The 21231-nt window shown below is 64.6% G+C and carries 16 protein-coding genes; 6 read left to right on the top strand and 10 right to left on the bottom strand.

Going from position 1 to position 21231, the window contains the following annotated elements:
- Positions 1 to 12: 12 nt before the first annotated feature.
- From lpdA to J2848_RS29620, 4 genes are read right to left on the bottom strand one after another with little or no spacing between them, the layout of a single operon-like run.
- Complete coding sequence (lpdA, locus tag J2848_RS29635; protein ID WP_149234157.1) at positions 13 to 1434, bottom strand: dihydrolipoyl dehydrogenase; 1422 nt, start codon at positions 1432 to 1434, stop codon at positions 13 to 15.
- Positions 1431 to 2741, bottom strand: a complete 1311-nt coding sequence (locus J2848_RS29630) for a dihydrolipoamide acetyltransferase family protein (protein WP_149234158.1) — start codon at positions 2739 to 2741, stop codon at positions 1431 to 1433. Before J2848_RS29630 ends, lpdA begins: the two co-directional genes overlap by 4 nt.
- 2 nt (positions 2742 to 2743) lie before the next feature.
- Positions 2744 to 3757 (bottom strand): alpha-ketoacid dehydrogenase subunit beta, encoded by a 1014-nt coding sequence (locus J2848_RS29625; RefSeq protein WP_211103286.1) that lies wholly within the window; start codon positions 3755 to 3757, stop codon positions 2744 to 2746.
- Between the two features lie 3 nt (positions 3758 to 3760).
- On the bottom strand, positions 3761 to 5005 hold the full coding sequence (locus J2848_RS29620) for a thiamine pyrophosphate-dependent enzyme (RefSeq protein ID WP_149234159.1): 1245 nt from the start codon (positions 5003 to 5005) through the stop codon (positions 3761 to 3763).
- 201 nt (positions 5006 to 5206) lie between these two features.
- Between J2848_RS29620 and J2848_RS29615 the strand changes: the two genes are divergently transcribed.
- Positions 5207 to 5746: an Lrp/AsnC family transcriptional regulator gene (locus J2848_RS29615; protein WP_246194226.1), complete on the top strand. Its 540-nt coding sequence runs from the start codon at positions 5207 to 5209 to the stop codon at positions 5744 to 5746.
- Positions 5747 to 5818: 72 nt separating this feature from the next.
- On the opposite strand, the gene J2848_RS29610 is transcribed toward J2848_RS29615, so the two are convergent.
- From J2848_RS29610 to J2848_RS29585, 6 genes are all read right to left on the bottom strand, one after another.
- On the bottom strand, positions 5819 to 6712 hold the full coding sequence (locus tag J2848_RS29610; protein WP_149234160.1) for a LysR family transcriptional regulator: 894 nt from the start codon (positions 6710 to 6712) through the stop codon (positions 5819 to 5821).
- Between the two features lie 273 nt (positions 6713 to 6985).
- Positions 6986 to 8509 carry a sugar ABC transporter ATP-binding protein gene (locus J2848_RS29605; RefSeq protein ID WP_211103287.1) on the bottom strand — a complete coding sequence of 508 codons (1524 nt, stop codon included), beginning with the start codon at positions 8507 to 8509 and terminating at the stop codon, positions 6986 to 6988.
- A gap of 1 nt (position 8510) precedes the next feature.
- Positions 8511 to 9605, bottom strand: a complete 1095-nt coding sequence (locus J2848_RS29600; protein WP_149234161.1) for an NHL repeat-containing protein — start codon at positions 9603 to 9605, stop codon at positions 8511 to 8513.
- On the bottom strand, positions 9602 to 11719 hold the full coding sequence (locus J2848_RS29595; protein ID WP_149234162.1) for an ABC transporter permease: 2118 nt from the start codon (positions 11717 to 11719) through the stop codon (positions 9602 to 9604). The genes J2848_RS29600 and J2848_RS29595 overlap by 4 nt, the downstream gene beginning before the upstream one ends.
- A gap of 12 nt (positions 11720 to 11731) precedes the next feature.
- Positions 11732 to 12748 (bottom strand): sugar ABC transporter substrate-binding protein, encoded by a 1017-nt coding sequence (locus J2848_RS29590; protein WP_149234163.1) that lies wholly within the window; start codon positions 12746 to 12748, stop codon positions 11732 to 11734.
- A 96-nt stretch (positions 12749 to 12844) separates the two neighbouring features.
- Positions 12845 to 13861, bottom strand: coding sequence for an ABC transporter permease (locus tag J2848_RS29585; protein ID WP_211103288.1), 1017 nt, complete (start codon positions 13859 to 13861; stop codon positions 12845 to 12847).
- Between the two features lie 392 nt (positions 13862 to 14253).
- Here J2848_RS29585 and J2848_RS29580 point away from each other — a divergent pair, with 392 nt between their 5' ends.
- From J2848_RS29580 to J2848_RS29560, 5 genes are all read left to right on the top strand, one after another.
- Positions 14254 to 15735, top strand: coding sequence for an aldehyde dehydrogenase family protein (locus J2848_RS29580; RefSeq protein WP_149234164.1), 1482 nt, complete (start codon positions 14254 to 14256; stop codon positions 15733 to 15735).
- Between the two features lie 55 nt (positions 15736 to 15790).
- Complete coding sequence (locus J2848_RS29575) at positions 15791 to 16537, top strand: glucose 1-dehydrogenase (RefSeq protein ID WP_149234165.1); 747 nt, start codon at positions 15791 to 15793, stop codon at positions 16535 to 16537.
- 125 nt (positions 16538 to 16662) lie between these two features.
- Positions 16663 to 17772 (top strand): isocitrate/isopropylmalate dehydrogenase family protein, encoded by a 1110-nt coding sequence (locus tag J2848_RS29570; protein ID WP_149234166.1) that lies wholly within the window; start codon positions 16663 to 16665, stop codon positions 17770 to 17772.
- 104 nt (positions 17773 to 17876) lie between these two features.
- On the top strand, positions 17877 to 19259 hold the full coding sequence (locus J2848_RS29565; RefSeq protein ID WP_211103289.1) for an MFS transporter: 1383 nt from the start codon (positions 17877 to 17879) through the stop codon (positions 19257 to 19259).
- Between the two features lie 567 nt (positions 19260 to 19826).
- Positions 19827 to 21185, top strand: a complete 1359-nt coding sequence (locus J2848_RS29560) for a lysine N(6)-hydroxylase/L-ornithine N(5)-oxygenase family protein (RefSeq protein WP_149234167.1) — start codon at positions 19827 to 19829, stop codon at positions 21183 to 21185.
- The last annotated feature ends 46 nt before the right edge of the window (positions 21186 to 21231 follow it).

Here is a 21231-nt window from a genome sequence, read left to right as displayed (position 1 = left end):
GCAAATATCCAATCAGAAATGGAGCGGTCGTCCCAGCAGTCTGAGCGCAGCTTCATGAAAGACCTCGCCCAACGTCGGGTGGGCATGGATCGTTCCCGCCAAATCCTCCAGCTCCGCCCCCATTTCCAGAGCCAGTGCGAATTCCCCTGACAACTCGGAGACGTGGGCGCCCACCGCTTGGATGCCGATCACCCGCCGGTCTTCCCGACGCGCCACCAGCCGAACGAAGCCGCTCTCGCCGGCGTCCAGGGTCAGCGCACGGCCGTTCGCGGCAAAGGGAAACTGGTCGACGATCGCGTCGATCCCCTGTGCCGACGCCTCGGTCGGCGACAGGCCGACGCTGACGATCTCCGGCTCGGTGAAGCAGACCGCCGGGATCGCGGCCGGCGCGAAGCGGCGGCGGTGGCCGGCGATGATCTCCGCCACCATCTCGCCCTGCGCCGACGCCTTGTGCGCCAGCATCGGTTCGCCGACCAGATCGCCGATCGCCCAGACATTGCGCATCGAGGTGCGGCACTGGTCGTCCACCGCGACGAAGGCTCCCTGGCGATCGACCCCCATCGTCTCGAATCCCCAGCCCTCCAGCCGGGGACGCCGGCCCACGGTCGACAGCACGGCGTCGGCCGGCAGGCGGATCGTCCCACCGTCCGCCGTCTGTACGACCAGCGCATGCCCGTCCCCCGTGGCCTCCATCCCCAGCGCGCGAGCCCCGAGATGAACGGTCACCCCGGCCCGTTCCAACCAGCGCCGCACCGGATCGGTCAGAGCCGCGTCGTACAGTGGCAGGATGCGCGGCTGTGCCTCGACCACCGTCACCGCCGAACCCATCTTTGCAAAGGCGCTGCCCAGCTCCAGCCCGATATAGCCGCCGCCGACCACCGCAAGCCGGCGCGGCAGCCGGTCCAACGACAGCGCCTCGGTCGAGGACAGAACCGGCCCGCCGAAGGGAAGGGCCGGCAGCGGCACCGGCTCCGAGCCGGTGGCGAGGATCACATGCTCCGCCCTCACGGTCAGCGGGCCATCGCTGGTCTGGACGGTGCAGGTCTTGGCGTCGGAGAAGACCGCCCAGCCGCGCAGCGCCCGCACTTTCGCCTTGCGCAGCAGGGCCGCCACGCCGCCGCTGAGGCGGTCGACGATCCCGTCCTTCCAACGCACGGCGGCGGCGAGATCGAGGCGCGGCGGTGTGTCGAGCGCGATGCCGAAACGGCCATCGCCCAGCGACTGCCCCATCGCCTCGAAGCGGCCGGCGACATGGATCAGCGCCTTGGACGGAATGCAGCCGCGGATCAGGCAGGTGCCGCCCAGCCGGTCGGCCTCGACCAGCACGGTGTCGAGCCCCAACTGGCCGGCGCGGATGGCGGCGACATAGCCGCCCGGCCCGCCGCCAACCACGAGCACCTTGGCGGTGACGGTCTTTACGCTGGGTACGGTCATCGTGGTTGATCCATGAAAAGGGTGGCGGGCTGTTCCAGCGACGTCTTCACCCGCTGAACGAAGGAGGCGGCGTCCCAGCCATCGACGACCCGGTGGTCGAAGGAACAGGACAGGTTCATCATCGACCGCACGACGATGCTGCCCTTGCGCACCACCGGCCGCTCGACGATCCTGTTGACGCCGACGATGGCGACTTCCGGCCGGTTGATGATCGGCGTGGTGGCGAGGCCGCCCAGCGCGCCCAGGCTGGTGATGGTGATGGTGGAGCCGCTGAGCTGCTCCCGCCCGGCCTTCCCGTCGCGCGCGGCGGCGGCCAGTTTGCGGATCGCGTCGGCGGCCTGCCAGAGGTCGAGCGTCTCGGCATGGCGGACGACCGGCACCACCAGCCCGCCCGGCGTCTGCGTCGCGATGCCGGCATGTACCGCCTCGAACTGCTGGACGACATTCGCCGCGTCGTCGTAGCGGGCGTTGATCTGCGGGAACTCCGGCAGCGCCCGGACCAGGGCGCGGATCAGGAGGGGCAGCAGGGTCAGCTTCGGCCGCGCGGTACCACCCTCGGCGTTGAGGTGGAGACGCAATTCCTCCAGGGCGGTGACGTCGATTTCCTCGATGTAGGAGAAATGCGGGATGTGGCGCTTGGCCTCCTGCATGCTTTCGGCGATCCTGCGGCGCAGGCCGCGCACGGGCACCTCCGATACCCCGGTTCTGGCCAGGGAGGACGGCCGCTCGGCCAAGGCGACACCGTCGGCCTCACCCCCTCCGCCGGCAAGATGACGGTCGAGGTCGCGATGCAGGATCCGGCCGCCGGGGCCGGAGCCGGCGACGAACTGCAACGGGATGCCATGGTCCCAGGCACGGCGCCGCACCGCGGGTGAGGCCGTCGGCTTGACGCCGGGCGGCCGGCGGACCAGCAGGGCTGGCGTCGTGCCGTCCGGCCGGGCCGGTGCGACATCCGGCGCGGGGGCAGCGGCGGCAGGCGCTGCAGCGGTCGCTTCAGGCTGCGCCGCCACGGGGGCGTCGTTGAGCGTGTCGCCGGGGGTCTCGTCAGGGACCTGATCGCCGGCTCCCTCGACTTCCAGCACGACCAGTTCGGACCCGACCGCCAGCATCGCGCCGGGGGCGCCGTTGATCGACAGCACCGTGCCGGCCGTCGGCGACGGGATCTCCACCGTCGCCTTGTCCGTCATCACATCGACCAGGGTCTGGTCCTCGGCGACGCGATCGCCGGGCGCGACATGCCAAGCGACGATCTCGGCCTCGGCCGTGCCCTCGCCGACGTCGGGCAGCTTGAAGACATAGCGCGCCATGCTCACTCCTCCATCACGCGGCGCAACGCCTCGGCGATCCGGGCCGGGCCGGGGAAATACTCCCACTCGAAGGCGTGCGGGTAGGGCGTGTCCCAACCGGTGACCCGCTCGATCGGCGCCTCCAGATGGTGGAAGCAGTGTTCCTGCACCAGGGCGGACAGTTCGGCGCCGAAGCCGCCGGTCCGGGTGGCCTCATGCACGATGACGCAGCGGCCGGTCTTGCGCACCGATGCCTCGATCGCCTCGATGTCGACCGGCACCAGGGTGCGCAGGTCGAGGATCTCGGCATCGACCTGTGCGTCGCGGGCGGCGGCCAGCGCCACATGCACCATGGTGCCGTAGGCGAGGATGGTGACGGCGGTGCCGCTGCGCACCGTCGCCGCCTTGCCCAGCGGGATGGCGTAATGGCCGTCGGGCACCTCGCTGGCGGGATGCTTGGCCCAGGGCACCACCGGGCGGTCGTGGTAACCTTCGAAGGGGCCGTTGTAGAGACGCTTCGGCTCGAAGAACATCACGGGATCGTCGTCCTCGATGGCGCTGATCAGCAGCCCCTTGGCGTCGTACGGGGTTGAGGGGATCACCGTCTTCAGCCCGGCGACGTGGGTGAAGATGGCCTCCGGGCTCTGGCTGTGGGTCTGCCCGCCGAAGATGCCGCCGCCATAGGGCGCACGCACGGTGACCGGTGCCGTGAACTCGCCGCCGGACCGGTAGCGCAGCCGCGCCGCCTCGGAGATCAGCTGGTCGCAGGCCGGGTAGATGTAGTCGGCGAACTGCATCTCGGCGACCGGACGCAGGCCGTAGGCGGCCATGCCGACGGCGATCCCCATGATGCCGGCTTCGGTGATCGGGGTGTCGAAGACCCGGTCGCGCCCATGCTTGCGTTGCAGCCCGTCGGTGCAGCGGAACACGCCGCCGAAATAGCCGACATCCTCGCCCAGAACGACGACGTCGCCGCTCCGCGTCAGCATCACGTCCATCGCCGCGTTCAGCGCCTGGACCATGGTCATGGTCGCCATCGCTCAGACCCCCGCCTGCCGGCGCTGGCGTTCCAGATGCCAGGGCATGGTTTTGTAGACGTCCTCGAACATCGTGCGGGCCGACTGGAACGGCCCCTTGTCGAGGGTGCCGAGGGATTCGGCCTCCTTTCCGGCGACCTGGACCGCCTCCGCGACCTCCCGGGCCAGTTCCTCCTGCCTGGCCTCCGACCAGATGCCCAGCGCGATCAGGTGCTGGCGCAGCCGGTCGATCGGATCCCCCAGCGGCCAGTGGGCGCCGGCATTCTCCGGCCGGTATTTGGCGGGGTCGTCGCTGGTGGAATGGGCGGCGGCGCGGTAGGTGAACAACTCGATGAGGGTCGGGCCGAGATTGGCGCGCGCCCGTTCTGCCGCCCAGCGCGTCGCCGCGAAGACCGCCAGGAAGTCGTTGCCGTCCACGCGCAGGCTGGGGATGCCATAGCCGAGGCCCCGCGCCGCAAAGGTCGTGCGCTCCCCGCCGGCGATGCCGTGGAAGGAGGAGATGGCCCAGTGGTTGTTGACCAGATTGAGGATCACCGGGGCGCGGTAGACCGACGCGAAGGTCAGGGCGTGATGGAAGTCGCCCTCCGCGGTGGCGCCCTCGCCGATCCAGGCTGCAGCGATGCGGCTGTCGCCCTTGATCGCCGAGGCCATCGCCCAACCCACGGCCTGGCTGTATTGCGTCCCCAGATTGCCGGAGATCGAGAAGAAGCCGGCTTCCCTGCTGGAATAGAAGACCGGCATCTGCCGGCCCTTCAGCCGGTCGCCGGCATTGGAGAAGACCTGGCACATCATGTCGACCAGCGGCCAGTCGCGGGCGATCAGCAACCCCTGCTGCCGGTAGGTCGGAAACAGCATGTCGCTGCGGTCGACCGCCATTCCTTGCGCGACGGCGATCGCCTCCTCGCCGGTGCATTTCATGTAGAAGGAGGTCTTGCCCTGCCGCTGGGCACGCTGCATGCGCTCGTCATAGGCGCGCACCGTCATCATCGCCCGCAGCCCGCGCACCAGCGTGTCGGGGCCGAGCACCGGGTCCCAGGGACCGACGGCATGCCCCTGATCATCGAGCACGCGGACCAGATCATAGGCGAGGTCGGTCATGTCGGCCGCCGGACAGTCGGTGTCGGGACGGCGGGCGGTGCCGGCCGGCGGCACGGCAAGGGTGCTGAAATCGATCTCGCTGCCGGGCCGCTGCGGAGGCTCCGGCACATGCAGACTCAATGGTGCCCGAACAGGCACAGGGGCATCCATGGCATTCCTCCCAAAGGCGGGTGCTGGCATCGGACTTCCGTCCGAGAGGCGGCGGTGATGGAAAAGCGGGGCAGGAAGCGACCGCGACCGCAGCGGCGTGTCGGGGGGTATCGGGTCGTTGGTCCGATTATACCGTTGGCGCAGCGAATTTTCTTTGCGTTCTAATGCCCGCTATGCGGAAATTACGCATCATTCAATTCGTTGATCGCCGATCTGGAGAGGGATTTTATGCGGATCGAACTCGACGCCATCGACCGCCGCATTCTGGCCCTGCTGCAATCCGACGCCCAGCTGTCGAGTGCCGAGATCGCCGAGCGGGTGGGGTTGTCACAAGCGCCGTGCTGGCGCCGTATCAAGCGGATGGAGGAGAACGGCGTCATTCGCCTGCGCGCGACCCTGCTCGACCGGAAGAAACTCGGGCTGAACGTGCTGGTGTTCGCGCAGGTGAAGCTCGCCGCCCATGGCCGCGCGACCCTGCCCGAATTCGAGGAGACCGTGCGCCAGCTGCCGGAAGTGCTGGAATGCTACACGCTGATGGGGGCCACCGATTACATCATCAAGGTGGTCGCGCGGGACGTCGAAACCTATGAACACTTCTTCCGGGAGAAGCTGTCCCAGCTTCCGGCGGTGCGTGAAACCAATTCGGCCATCGCGCTGTCGGAGATCAAGCACACCACCGCCTTGCCCCTGTCCCTGCTGGAGGAACCCGATTGGCCGGCCCGGACGACGAAAACCCGCTGATCTCTGCGCAAGACCAGCGGGCTCGATCGTCAGAAGCCGGGGATCGTCCCCATCGCACAGGCCCGGCGCGCTTCAGCCTTCGCGCAGCTTGGTGCGGATGAGGATGATCAGCTGTTCGGCGTACCGGTGCTGCACATAACCACGAGCGGTGATGATGCCGACGGCCCGCCGGGAGTTGGGGTTGTCGAGCGGCACGACATGGAAATGATGGTCGACTTTCGGCCCGAGTGCGATGCTCGGCACGATCGAGACACCGAGCCCGGACGACGCCAGCGCCAGGGCCGTCTGGGCGCTCTCCACTTCGTACTGGACCTTGAGCTCGATGCCTTCCTTGCGCGTCAGGCGGTCGACGAGGCCGCGAACCGCTGTCTTGCGATTGAGCATGATCAGGGGAAACTGGGCCAGGGCCTCCAGCCCGATCTTCTTTTCTCCGTTGTAGAATTCATCGGGTATGCAGCTGACCAACGGATCATCGATGATCGATTCGAACTGGAACTCGTTGAGATTGGGGACTTCCGGTCCAATGTAGAATTCGACTTCCTGGTTCTGCAACAGGGCGAGTGCCGCCTGCGGCGGGGTTTCCTGCACCTCGACGACGCTGCGTGGATAGCGCAGCTTGAACGTCGACAGAATGTCGCCAAGGCGGCTCGCCGCCAGGGTCGGGGCGCAGGCGATCTGGATCTTTCCCTTGCGGCGGGCGGCAAGTTCCGTAAGCCTGTCGAGGCTGGCCTGCACGTCGCCCATTGCCCGCCCGATTTCCTCGAACAGGATTTGGCCTTCGCTGGTCAGGCTTACCCGCTGCGGCGTCCGTACGAACAGGCTGATGCCGATCTGCTCCTCAAGATCCTTGATCTGCATGCTGACCGCGGAGGGCGACCGGTTGCTTTCCTCCGCAGCCTTGCGAAAACTTCCGGACTCCGCGGCAAGAAGAAAGGTTTGCAGCAGTTTGAGGTTGATGCCTGACATGTCTACCGGAGCTTTACTTGCGATCAGCGGCGCTGATCTGCCTCTGCGGCCGGGAGACTATATCGCAACAGCGTGACAACATAGCCAACTCTCCCCAAAAGCCGCCTGCGAAAGCTCGCATAAGCCGCCGGAGAGGTCAAGTTGACCCGGATCACCGATGGAGGCCGAAGGTCAGGCAGCGGGCACGGGGTTGAACTGCCGGGGCGCCAGCCACCGGCGCGCCTCCAGGCGACCACGCCAGAACGCGGAGGGATGATCCGGGCACGTATGGGGTCAGTGGACGGCGGCAAACATGATTTTCTCTTCGGATGCCTCGGAGGCCATCATCTCTTCGACGACACGGCCGCGCTTCACCACGAGGACGCGGTCCGAAACCGCCATGATCTCCGGCAGATAGGAGGAAATCACCACGACGGCCATGCCGTCATCGGCAAGATCACTGATCAGCTGATGGATCTCGACGATGGCGCCGACGTCGACACCGCGCGTCGGCTCGTCGAAGATGATGAGCTTCGGTTTCTGGATCAGGGATTTGGCGATCACCACCTTCTGCTGGTTTCCTCCGGACAGCTCGATCATGCGTGCCTGATCGCTGATCTGTTTGAGCCGGAGCCGGGTACCCCAATGATCGACCAGCGCCTTTGCCTGGGCCGGTGAAACGATCGAAAGCGGGTTGTTGCCATTCGACAGGGCACCGATCTGGAGATTTTCTCCCCCGGTCATCGTTTCAAAGAAGCCATCGAGCTTGCGGTCCTCGGTGACATAGACGATCCCGTCGAGCATGGCCGGCCGCGGAACCCGGTAGCGCACTGACTTGCCGAAGAGCCGGATTTCACCGCCATGAAAGACATTGCGCTTCATCACGCCGGCGATCACCTTGGCCATCTCCGTTCGGCCGGCGCCGACCAGCCCGAACATCCCGGTGACCTGACCGGCGAACACCGAAAAGGAGGAGTTCCGGACCAGACCGGCGCAGGACAGGTTCTCCACGGACAGAACCTTTTCCCCGTAGCTGCGCGTTGCGCGCTTGGCCGATCCATGCAGCGTTTCGGACAGATTGCGGCCCACCATCGCCTGGACGATGGAGCCGCGGGTGAAATCCGCCGCCCTGCCGGTGGCGACGATCTGGCCGTCGCGCATCACCGTGATGCGGCTGGCCACCTGCAATGCCTCCTCCAGCGCATGCGTGATGAACACGATGGCCACCCCGGCCTTGACCAGCCGGTCCACGAGATTGAAGAAATGGCGCTTCTCCTCCGGGGTCAAGGTCGCCGTCGGTTCGTCGAAGATGATGACCCGCGCGCGGTGATGCACGGCGCGGGCGATCTCGACCATCTGCTTGTGGGCGGCACCCAGCGTGCTCACCTGTGCGGTCGGATCGACCTGGAATCCCATGCCTGCCAGGAACTGCCGTGCCTGGACGTTGAGGCCGCGCAGGCGATTGAACAGCTTCTCCTCACCCAGGTAGAGATTCTGCGCCACGGTCATGGCCGGCACCAGATTCGTTTCCTGGAACACCATGGCGATTCCCGCCTTCAAGGCCTCCGCCGGCGAGCTGAAATTCACCTCTTGCCCATTGAGGAGCAGCTTGCCCTCGCTGAGGGTATGGACCCCGGCCATCACCTTGGTCAGGGTGGACTTTCCGGCGCCGTTTTCTCCCAGCAGCGCATGGATCTCCCCTGGCTGGAGCGTGAAGTTGACGCCGCGGAAGGCCGCTATCCCGCCGAACGTCTTGGTCGCGTTTCGGAATTCGACGATATCGCCCATATCAGCATCGCCCATGTCAGCATCGCCCATGTCAGCCTCGCTGTCTGCCTGCCACATCGGGAAGCCTCAGAATTTTCGAGCCCCCCCGTGACGCAATGATCAGATCCTCGCCATGTTCGCAGGCAGCCAGGGTTCCATGCATCCTGCCGTCGGCACGGGAATGGAAGCTCCTCAGCGGCCGCATCTGCGGATCGCAGTTGACCACCAATCCGTAGGAACGCGTCACGGCATAGGGTTTCAGGACGCCCATCTGCTTGAGCTGGCTGCCCTGCATCGGCTCCCGGTAGGAGTTCCAGGAACTCAGCGAGGGCGCCATCCAGAAATCCTCGGGAATTTCCTCGAGCATGCGCCTGCGATAGCGGTCCTCGCGCAGGATGAACTCCACCAGTTGATTCCGTGTGGAGTAGAAGGTCAGCCAATATCCTGCATCCATGGCCGGGGAGATGCGCGCCGGATAGGCCGGCAGATGTTCGAGGACGTTTTCCACTTCTCCGCTGTTCAGATCGATCGACAGGATGCGGTGTCGCCAGGACTCGCTGACGAAAATGCGGTTGGATCCGGTTGTCGCCACGCCAGCCGGCCAGGCAAGGCCCGACTTCACCAGTTCGATCCGGCGCCGCGCCAGATCGATCTTCAGGACGCTGCCGGAACAGCCTTTCTGCATCAGGTCGCGGCGCCAGCCGGAGAAGCCCGTCGACGCCGAGCCATTGCTGGCAAGCAGCGTGTCGCTGTTCAGGAAGGTCAATGCGGTGACGCAGCCGAGATTGATGTTTCCCGTGGTCTTGAACGCCGCGCCATCGTAAGCGCCGCCGCGGATGACGATGCCTTCGCCATCGAGCGCCACCGCCGTCATGCCGCGTGCGGCGGCAAGCGCCGTGACGGGCTGATCGAAGCTGGCGAGTTCCTCCATGTCACCGTCCGCCCGGATTCGGAGGAGGCGCTTCCCACTCGAAACGAGAATGCCTTTGTGGGTGGACACCACGTTGTCCGCCGCGTCGAGCGCGGCGAGCGTCTCCGCCTCTTCGAGCCTCTGGTTGGGCAGCAGTGGCCCGTCGAAGGTCGGAACGGTAACCGCCCAGGCCCTGCGGCCGAAAAAGCGGTCGAGGAATTCTCCAAACGGGCTCATGCCGATTTGCCCCAGTAGGAATGGGAACTGAACCAGTTCTTATCCGCATTGGGCAGATCGAGTGTCCCCATGCGGTTGTTGAAGATTCCGCAGAGATAGAGAACGCCCTTGTGTTCGCGCATCGACGTGATCATTGGATGCTTCGCTCCGGTCTGGTCCCAGAAGCTTTCAAGGATTTCCCCCTTCTCGTTGAAACGCAGGACACAGCCGGTGTTGAGGTTGGGCATCAGCCACGCGTCCTCCGAGATGCGGCGCGCCATCCGCCGCCGGAAACCGGGCATCTCCAGCGAAAGATCGAGAGCCGGGGTCCGCATGCCCATCAGGGCCAGCCAGTAGGTGCCGTCGGACGCGCGGTTGATATTGTCCGGGTAGCCCGGCAGCCCCTCGATCACCCGTTCCAACCTGCCGGCCTTGGGACCGGCAAAGTAATAGCGGTTGATCCGGCACGCCCAGCTTTCGGCGAACAGAACCGATTGCCCGTCGAACGCGGTACAGACGCCATTGGGAAAGACGAGATTGGAAATCAGCGTCCGGGTAACTCCGCTCGACGGGTCATAGGTGATGATCCGGCCATTGCCACGGCTCTCGAGCGCATCCGCGTACCAGTCGTGCATCTCGAAACGTACGGTGGCTTCCGAAAACACGATCCGTCCGTCGGGAAGGATATCGCAGTCATCAGCGAGCTTCATCGGACTGTCGTCGACGACCGAGGTCAGGCTGCGGTTCGTCTCGGCGGTCAGGAGCTTCGCCTCGCCGGCCGGCGATACCTGATAGAGGCCCATGCCGGCGACGCAGACGATGAGGTTTCCTTGCCGGTCGAACGCCATGCCGAGCGGGGCACCGCCGATATGGGCAAAGACTTCCCAGCGTGTGTAATCGGGTGGGTAGAAGCGCAGGATTTCGCCTTGCCTGCTTCCGGTGTAGAGCCGGTCCTCGCCGTCGAAGATCACGTCTTCGGCGCCGTCAAGGACCCCCAGACCGATGACGCCGACGTCTTTCAGCCTGTCATTCACCGCCATCGGCATCCCGGGTTCGGTCGAGACGGGCTCCGGCATCTTCACCAGGGTCGGAGAGATGTAGACGCTGCGCAGGATCTTGTGCCGGTTCTTCGTCCAGCGGACGTCGAGAAAGACCGAGGCGAGCAGGACGAAGCCGAGCGTCAGGTCGTTGACAGGCCCCGGCACCGCGAGGGTCAGAAGGCCGTTGGACAGCACCAGCACGAAGACGACGCCCATGAGCGCCTTGGCGACCGAGCCCCGTCCGCCGCCAAGTGAAATGCCTCCCAGCACCGTGGCGGTCAGCGCCTGCAGTTCCAGGCCCGAACCGACGTCCGACGCGGCGCTGCCGATGCGGGCGCAAAAAAGGAAAGCCGCGAGCGCCACAAGCACCGAGCAAACCACATAGGCGCTGAATACGGTGAGCCGGACATTGATTCCGGCATTATAGGCCGACCGCCGCGCCCCGCCGACGGCGAACAGTCGCCAGCCGTAGCGGCCTCGCGACAGGATGATGTGCAGGATGACCGCCGTCACCAAGAAGAACACGAAGGACGCCGGAATTCCGGCAATCTGCCCGAGGCCGAGATAGTCGTAAACCGGGGAATCCGGAGAGCTCGTCACCAGCGCCGTGGATACCTTGGGGAACAGGATCTCGAACGCCGAACGGAAGATGATCAAGGTGACCAGCGTCGTCAGGAAGGCCCGCATCCGCAGGATGCCGATCATCACGGCATTGATGAAACCGCAGGCGGCCCCCACGGCGAGCGTCGCCGCCAGTCCGGTGCCGAAGCTCCACTGTCCGACATTCATTCCATAGAGCGTGGCCAGCACCGCCAGCGCGAAGGTCGAACCGATCGAGAGGTCGATGCCTCCCGACACGATGACAATGGTGAGCCCCAGGACGACGAGCCCCAGTTCGGCAACCTGGCCGCTGAGATTGGTCAATGTCGCCAGACCGAAAAAACCGGGCACGATCGATCCGAAGATTGCAAAAAGAAGCACCAGCGCCGTGAAGGGAATGACGCTGTCGATCCATTTCTTGGACAGCAGCTCTCCCACCACATGATCCGGGAGGAAGCGGTAACGCCAGCGCACAAGGCTTTCGGCCATGCTCATCGGTCGATTCCATTATTTAAGTTCGTCGATTTTCCAGCAGTTCCTGCCCGTCGCATTGTTCTTGTCGACGCGGGTGACCGGGCCGAAGAAGATCGTCTTCTCGCTGCCGGCCTTGTGATCGGGGTGTTGCAGAAGTTCGGAGATCTGCTGCGCGGCGATTTCCCCCTGAACCGGCGCATTGAAATTAAAGATGACGTCCAGCAGGCCGTTCTTGATGCTCTGGCACCCGGTGTCGCTGCCCGCACCGTTGGTGACGATCGTCACCTGATCCTGCTTGCCGGCGGCCGCGACCGCGGCACCCGCGCCGACTTCGGCATTGTCCCAGATGCCCATGATGCCGCAGAGATCGGGGTGCTGCTGAAGCACGGTCTCGGTGATCTGGCGCGCCTTCTCGCTCGAATAATCGGCCGGCTGGTCCGAGACGAGCTGAAGCTGCGGGTATTGCTTCAGAACCGCGTCGATGCCGGTGCGCATGTAGATGTTGGCCGCACCGGTCTGGACGCCTGCCAGCCACACCACCTTGTGGGACGGCGCATTCGGTGCGGTGCAGGTTTTGGCAAGCTCGCCCATCTCCAGCTTGCCCATCTCGATCCAGTCATTCCCGACATAGCTGTCGGTCTGGGTTGCCGACTGCATGTTGACCTGCAGCACCTTGATGCCGGCCTGCTGGGCCTGCTTGAGCAGCCGCGCATAGGTCTGCACGTCCGGGTTCTGCACGATGATGAGATCCGGCTTCTCGGCGATGGCACCCTGCATCGCCCGGATGCCGGCATTGGTATCGCCGTTCGGATCGCGAACCTCGAGAGAGAAGCCGTATCGGGCAGCATGGCGTTGCCAGACCGCCACCCAGGCCTGATTCAGATCGAAGCCCTGCGAAATCGGAATGAAGATGACTTTCTTGCCCTTGACCGCATCAAGGTAGGCTTGCCGGCCGACCTGATCGGTTTCCTGTGCCGTCGCGGTGGAAGCGGCGCCGCAGAGTGCCGCGACAGCGATGCCGGCGGCCAGAATAGTCCTGAGAATTGCCATGGTTTCCTCCCTGTTCGTCCGTCTGAGGACTTATGAAAGCGGCTCTTGATAGCGGCCTGTCAGGTGCAAGGACGTCGGCAGTCTGTGCCGCCGGTATCAGATGTCCCCGGTTTGAGACGTCTGCTCGTCGCGCGGATTGATGATCGCGTCGATGGCCAGAGCCGTCAGGAGAATGACGCTCTTGATGAGATTCTGATTGGTGTAGCTGACGTTCAGGATCGTCATGCCGTTGGTGAGGATGCCGACGAGAATGGTGCCGACGATGACGTTGCGCACGCCGCCTTGGCCGCCGGACAGGCCGATGCCGCCGAGGACCACCACCAGGAGCACGTCGTAGATCAGGCTGGAATTGTAGATCCGCGTGTTAATTCCGGTGACGAGGCCGGTCATGATGAGGCCGGCGATGAAGGCGATCAAGGCGCTGATGATATATTGCGTCACGATGATCGGCCGTGTCGGCAGTCCCATGTTCCGGGCTGCGTTCGGATTGTCTCCGGTCGCATAGACCAGCCGGCCGAAGCGCGTCTTCCTAAGAAACAGCCCCATGGTCACCGACACGATGCCGAAGATGAGCACCGAGGCCGGGATCCCGAACAGCGTTCCCGAGCCGACCCATTTCAACCAGCCGACATTGTTGGGCGCGTAGAGGACGTCCGAGGGAAAGATGATCCGGCCGGTTCCGTAAATGGAGGACGCAATGGCCAGTGTCGCGAAGATTGGCGGAATTTCGGCGAAAGCGATCATGACTCCGGTGAAAAGACCGATCAGAGCGACCAGCACGGCGCCGATGAGCACCGCGACGGTGAAATCGATCCCCAGGGAAGAAACCCAGATGCTGAAGGCGACGCCGACGACCATGACGGCGACCATGGTCAGATCGATGCCCCGGCCAACCACCACCAGTCCCATGCCCACGGCCAGAGTGCCGAGAATGGATACATTCTTCAGAAGTGCAATGATGTTGCCTTCGGAGAGGAATTTGTCGAGGACGATGGAGAATATTGAAAAAAGAACGACTGAAATGCCGATGACAACCTTTTCCTGGCTTATCTTGATCGGTTTGCGTGGCATGCCGCCTCTGATCGCACCGGCCCTCTGATTGGCGCTTGTCATGGATACCTCCCTTGAGGATACCTGTTTTGACTGCCAGCCGGTGTGCAATGACTGTCCACCCGATGGCAGATTATTTTTTGGTACCCGGTCGAAGCCGAACCTCTTCCGTCCGATCCTCCCTATTGGACGTCAGACGAACAATTGCGTTTTTCTGAAGCCTCGTTCAGTTCCGCGGGGTCTCCCCCCTGTCGGAGTGCCTGCGTGAACCGGTCAGTCTGAGGACGGAGTCAATTTTTCTGCACGAGGGTTCAGGAATCTACGGTCGTCACCGGCACAATGTTTTTGCTACGGATAATCAGCATCCTCCGCACAGCGTTGGTGAACGCAGGGTGCCGGGCCGGGAGAGAAACCATGCAGGGGCGGCGACAGATCGCCCCGGGAGAAAAGGCTAGATGGAATCGAACGAGTTCCGCCACAGGCTTGATGGTCGGCACCGTCGCATGTTCGTGGGCGGCGCCTGGGTCGACGCCCAATCCGGCGAGACCTTGGAGACCCGCAACCCGGCGACCGGGAAATTGCTGGCCACGGTCCCGCGTGGCAACAGACAGGATATCGACATCGCCGTAGCCGCGGCGCGGGAAGCCTTCGAAGGACCGTGGTCGCGCTTCAAGCCCTATGAACGGCAGACGCTCCTGCTGAGGATCGCCGATCTCTTCGAGCGGCATTGGGAGGAAATCTGCCAGTCCGATACCGCCGACATGGGCATGCCGATCCTGCGGACCCGCGCGAACAAGGGCCGGGTGGTCGGCATGCTGCGTTACTACGCCGGCATGGCCACCGCCCTGCACGGCGCGACGATCGAGAACTCCCTGCCGGGCGACCTGATGTCGTTCACGCGGCGGGAAGCGGTCGGCGTGGTCGGTGCCATTATCCCCTGGAACGCGCCGACTGCCGCGTCGATCTGGAAGATCGGCCCGGCGCTTGCCACCGGCTGCACGGTCGTGCTGAAGCCGTCCGAGGAAGCGCCGCTGACGCCGCTGCTGATCGCCGACATCATGAACGAGGCCGGCGTGCCTCCGGGCGTGGTCAATGTCGTCACCGGGCTCGGCGGGGAAGCCGGGGCCGCCCTCGCCGAACATATGGGCGTGGACAAGATCGTGTTTACCGGCTCGACCGCGACGGGGCAGAGCATCGTTCGGGCATCCGCCAACAATCTGAAACGGGTCTCGCTTGAACTCGGCGGCAAGTCGCCGGTGATCGTGTGCGCGGACGCGGATCTGGAAAAGGCGGTTCCCGTCGCGGCCATGGCGGTGTTCGCCAATTCCGGCCAGATCTGCATTGCCGGCTCGCGCTTGTTCCTGGAACGGTCGATCCAGGAGGAATTCACCCACCGATTGGCCGAGTATGCGTCGCGGCTGCGTGTCGGCGACGGCGCCGATCCCACCACGGAAATCGGACCGCTGATCTCGGGTCGGCAACTGGAGCGGGTGAGCGGCTTCCTGAACAGTGGGCGCGATCAGGGCGCCCGGCTGGTTGCCGGCGGTCATCGGCTGAGCGAGGGAGCTTTCGCGAACGGGCATTTCATCGCGCCGACGGTGTTCACCGACGTTACCGACACCATGACGATCGCCCGGGAGGAGATCTTCGGGCCGGTCATCTCGACCCTTCCCTTCGACACGCTCGAGGAAGCGGTCACGCGGGCCAACGCCACCCCTTACGGGCTTGCGGCCGGCGTGTTCACGCGCGATGTCGGCAAAGCCCACCGCCTGGCGCGGCAATTGCGCGCCGGGTCGGTCTGGGTCAACACCTACCACGCGCTCGACCCGGCGGTTCCGTTCGGCGGCTACAAGATGAGCGGCTATGGCCGGGAGGGCGGGGCCGAGCATCTGGACTCCTATCTCAACACCAAGGCGGTCTGGCTCAACATCGCGTGACGGAGCCTCGCGGGCTCCATCTCTGTCCCAATCTCTGCCCCATAAGGAGAATCGCATGCGTTTAGAGGGCAAGGTGGCGATCGTCACCGGCGGCGGATCCGGATTCGGTGAAGGAATCGTCCGGAAATTCGTCGAGGAGGGAGCCAGGGTCGTCATCGCCGACCGCGACGGCGGGGCGGCCGAACGCGTCGCCGCCGCAATCGGATCGGCCGCGGTCCCGGTCGTTGCCGACGTCAGCGGCCGTCAGGGCTTCGATGCCGCGCTGGCTCAGGCGCTGGAGGCCTTCGGCGGGCTGCACATCCTCGTGAACAATGCCGGGATGGGGCACCCTCCGCAGCCGCTGGAAGCCCTGGAGGAGGACGTCTTCGACCGGATCGCGGCGGTCAACATGAAGTCCATCTATCACGGCGCCCGCGCGGTCGTTCCCCTGTTCAAGCAGCAGAAGAGCGGCGCCATCGTCAACATCGCGTCCACGGGCGGCGTCAGCCCGCGCCCGAATCTCACCTGGTACAACGCGTCCAAGGGATGGGTGATCACCGCCACGCGCGCGATGGCGGTGGAACTGGCACCTTTCGGAATTCGCGTGAACGCCGTCAACCCGGTGGCCGGCGACACGCCGTTGCTGAAAACCTTCATGGGCAAGGATACCGCCGAAATCCGGGCGAAGTTCGTCTCCACCATCCCGATCGGCCGGCTGTCGACCCCGGCGGATATCGCCAATGCAACGGCATTCCTAGCCTCCGACGAGGCAAGCATGGTCACGGGCATCGCGATGGAAGTCGACGGCGGGCGATGCATCTAGGCCGGATCGGGCAGGATCGGACCCGATCAAACGCAGGAATTCTCATTTCCCAGCCCTGCATCTGCCCGGCCTGAAGGATTCGCAGGCCGTCACGGATAACCTCTCTCGAGCCGGAGGACCCTCAATTGAAGGAAATATACGACATCGCCGTGGTGCCGGGTGACGGCATCGGGCCGGAAGTGTCAAAGGCGGCGGTGCGGGTGTTGACCGAAGCGCTGGGATCCACGGCTGTTCTCCGCTTTGCCGAATATCCTGCCGGGGCCGAACTGTTCCAGCGGACCGGGGACTCGTTTCCGGCGGCCACATTCGAGGCATGCCGGAGCGCCGATGCCATCCTGCACGGCGCTGCCGGACTTCCCGGCGTGGTCCACCCGGACGGCACGGAAGCCGGGCTCGACTTCACGCTCGGGCTGCGGTCCAAGCTCGATCTCTATGCGAATGTCCGGCCGATCAAGCTGTGGCCGGGTGTGACGTCCCCCCTTCGGGGACGCGAGGTCGGCGACATCGATTACGTCATCGTCCGGGAAAACAGCGAAGGGCTGTACGCCGCACGCGGCAGCGGTGTGTTCCTGCGTGGTGAAGTCGCGATGGATCCGCTGGTCCAGACGCGCAAGGGCATCGAGCGCATTGTGCGTTTCGCTTTCGAGCTTGCCCGGACGCGCGGCGGCGCACCGGCGGACGGCCGCCGCCGGGTGACCTGTTGCGACAAGGCGAATGTGCTGCGCAGCTACGCCCTGTTCCGTGAGATCTTCAGCGAAGTGGCCCGGGGCTATCCCGACGTCGAGGCCGAATATGCGCTCGTCGACGCCATGACCCTTCATCTCGTGCGGCAGCCGTCGCACTACGATGTGATCGTGACGGAGAACATGTTCGGCGACATCATTTCGGACCTCGGCGCGGCGACGGTGGGGGGCATGGGCATGGCTCCGTCCGCCGAGCTGGGGGATGGCAACGGCTTCTTCCAGGCATCGCACGGTTCGGCGCCGGATATCTCCGGGAAAGGCATCGCCAATCCCTACGGAACGGTACTCGCGGGCGCGATGATGCTCGATTGGCTGGGGCGGCGTCACGGGGATCGGCGGCTGCTCGACGCAGCCCGCCGGATCGAGTTGGCCGTTCACGATGCGCTGGCTCAACGCAACGCCCTCAGCGGCGACATCGGGGGCACGATGGGGTCGGCGGACATTACCGGCATCCTGTGCGCCAATCTCGCACCCGCAGCCTCGGCTGCCTGAGTTTGGCCTTTCTGCCATGCCCCACACGGCCCAAAGCGTCCGTGCTCCAAAACGAACAGTGATTTTGGAGAAAACTTAAAAACATCAAAACGGGAGGAGCCGAAATGGCCCATATGCAGGAGCAGCTCGGCGCGGCTGACGCCGGTGCGACCGTTCAATCCGAGAGATCTCTCGAAAGAACGGTGATGCGCAAGGTGAACAGCCGTCTGGTCCTGATTCTGTTCATAACCTACATCTTCAACTATCTGGACCGGACGAATATCGGACTTGCCAAGCTGCAGATGCAGCCTGATCTGAATCTCAGCGAGGCTGCATTCGGCCTTGGCGCCGGTCTCTTCTTCATCGGCTACGTCCTGTTCGAAGTGCCGAGCAACCTCATTCTCTACCGGGTGGGGGCCCGGATATGGATCGCCCGCATCGCGGCGACCTGGGGTCTGGCCGCCATCGCCACGGCATTCGCGCAAGGGGAATGGAGCTTCTACGCCCTCCGCTTTCTGTTGGGCGTTGCCGAAGCGGGTCTGGTGCCGGGCGTCCTTCTCTACATCACGCAATGGATTCCAACGTCGCACCGTGCCGGTGTGATCGGCCTCTTCTACCTTGCCGTTCCGGTCTCGACCCTGATTGGCGCGCCATTCTCAGGTTGGCTGATGGGGTTCAGTCCGTTTGGGCTGTCCGGATGGCAGTTCATGCTCATCATCGAGGGCATTCCGTCCATTCTGATCGCCTGGTTCATCTTCCGCTACCTGACCAACACCCCCGAGGAAGCGACCTGGCTAAACGCGGAAGAGCGTGGATGGCTGGTCCGAAGGCTCGCGCAGGATCGTGCAGCGGAGGGCGAGGCTTCACATAAACTCGGTTCTACCTTGAGCGCGGCAACGGACATTCGGGTACTCGGCTTTGCGGCGATCTTCTTCAGCATGGTCATTCCGATCTATGCGCTGTCCTTTTTCCTCCCGACCATCCTCAAGGAGATATCGCATGGAAGCTACAGCACCTTCCAGATCGGATGGCTGACTGCAATTCCTTATGCCTTCGCCTCGCTGGGTCTGGTGCTGATCGCCCGCAGTTCCGATGTGCGCAACGAAAGAGTGCTTCACTATTCCGCCTTCGCGACCCTGGGGGCGGCAGGCTTCTGCCTTTCGGCTCTTACCCTCTCGACTGCGCCTGTCATCGCGTTCCTCGGCTTCTGCATCGGCGCGGTGGGCTGCATTTCCACCCTGCCGTCGTTCTGGGCCACCATTCCGGAACTTCTGACCGGGCGCGGAGCGGCGGGCGGGATCGCTTTGATCTGCGCAATCGGCAACATCGCAGGATTCGTCTCCCCCTACATGATTGCCCTCGTCCGCGGAGAGAACCCTGATTTTTCCCGTACCGCCATTGCCATCGTCGTGTCCGGCGCCTTTCTCCTGCTTGCAGCGATCATCATGGTCCTGGTCGGACATTCGATCCGGCAGCAACGGCTTAAACGACGGACGTCGGTCGCCTAGTGATTTCGGCTCGATTGGCGGCGGTTCCGCTCTCATACCAAGGCTCGCATTGCCGCCTTTCCCTTTGTCGAAGGCTGGTACAATCCCTGCCGATGGCACACCGCCCCCGGCCATCTGTCACCGGTCGACTACGAAAGGAGATCCAGCGCTGCGGGGTGAAACAAGTCCCAACCCGTTCACCGAGCCGGGGCAATCCCGCGCGCTCCGTGCTCCTTCCATGTGGGCAATCCCCAGTCTGCTCGCCACCGCAACCCGGACCATCCAGGCAAAGTGCGCAAGAGCCACCGAACCCGGGCAGGATCATCCGCCCAATCACCGCTTTTTGTTGCGGAGTCCGGTGGCGCGGATGGTCTGTTTGCTGAAGTGCCTAAATTTCCGCGGGGTGCGTTCGTCGTCTTTCAGGAATCCGGCGAAAGAGGCGGCGGTCGGCTGAAGCCGGTCGGCTCCGGCTGGAAGCCCGCCACGCCAACGACCGGCACGACCGGCGCAGGCAGGAGCAAGACCGGCCCAAGCGTCCGGCAGCCGTGGCGTCGTTTTGGGGATTCTCAAACAGGGGACGACCATTCCATGACTCAGTTCAGCCTTTCCGAAAAGCCCCTGGACCTTGCGGGGGTCGGGTTCGGGCCATCCAACATCGGGCTGGCGATCGCCCTCGAAGAGCAGGCGGAACGTTCCGGACGGACGCTGGACACCGCCTATTTCGACCGGCAGGTCTCCTACAGCTGGCATGGCGGCACCCTGGTGCAGCAGAGCGACCTGCAGATTTCCTTCCTGAAGGATCTGGTGACCCTGCGCAATCCGCAGAGCCCCTACAGCTTCGTGAACTATCTGCACCGCAAGGGGCGGCTGATCGACTTCATCAACATCGGCACCTTCTATCCCTGCCGGATGGAGTTCAACGACTACCTCCGCTGGGTGGCATCCCATTTCTCCGATCTCTGCCGCTACGGCACGGAGGTTCTGCGTGTCGAGCCGGTGGCCGACCGTTCCGGCACGATCGGCATGCTGGATGTCGTGACCCGCGGTCCGGACGGGATCGAGCGGGTCCGGCGCACCCGCTCGCTGGTGGTGGGCACTGGCGGAACGCCACGCATTCCCACCCTGTTCGCCGGGCTGAAGGACGATCCCCGCGTCTTCCACCATTCCGACTATGTGCAGCGCATCGCCGCCCAGCCCTGTGTCGCCGGGACGCCGATGCGCATCGCCCTGGTCGGCGGCGGGCAGAGCGCGGCCGAGGCCTTCATTGATCTCAACGACAGTTTTCCGTCGGTGCGGGCCGACATGATCCTGCGCTCCGCCGTCCTGCGACCGGCCGACGACACCCCCTTCGTCAACGAGATCTTCGCGCCGGCCTACACCGACGTGATGTTCGGCCTGCCGGAGGAGGAGCGCGCCCGGCTGATCCGCGACTATCACAACACCAACTATTCGGTGGTCGATTCCGAGCTGATCGACCGCATCTACGGCATTCTCTACCGCCAGAAGGTTTCCGGCGTGCCGCGCCACGGCTTCCTGTGCCGGCGCGAGATCGAGGCAGTCGTATCGGACGAGGCCGGCGTCACGCTGACCCTGCGCGACCTGTCCAGCGGTGGCCTGGAGGAAATCCGCTATGACGCGGTGGTGCTGGCGACCGGCTACGAGCGCAACTCCCACCGGCGCCTGCTGGAGCCGCTGGGCGACCTGCTGGGCGACCTGCGGGTGGACCGCGACTATCGCGTCCGCACCGATTCCAAGTTGACGGCACCGGTCTTCATCCAGGGCTTCTGCGAAGAGACCCATGGGCTGAGCGACACGCTGCTGTCGGTTCTGCCGGTCCGCGCGGCGGAGATCGCCGCCGCCCTCTACCTCGATCTGGCGCCGGCGGACGGCAGGGTCCGGCGCCAGTCGGGACCGACCGGTCTGGTCGCCGGCGCGATGAACCGCTGATGCGCGCAATGACGAGGGTCAGGCGCGCCGGGCTGTGGCTGTTGTG

This window comes from Azospirillum lipoferum, assembly GCF_024170005.1.
Taxonomy (GTDB): Bacteria; Pseudomonadota; Alphaproteobacteria; order Azospirillales; family Azospirillaceae; genus Azospirillum; species Azospirillum lipoferum.
Note: the sequence above shows the minus strand (reverse complement) of the source record. Positions and strands in the feature narration are given on the sequence as shown.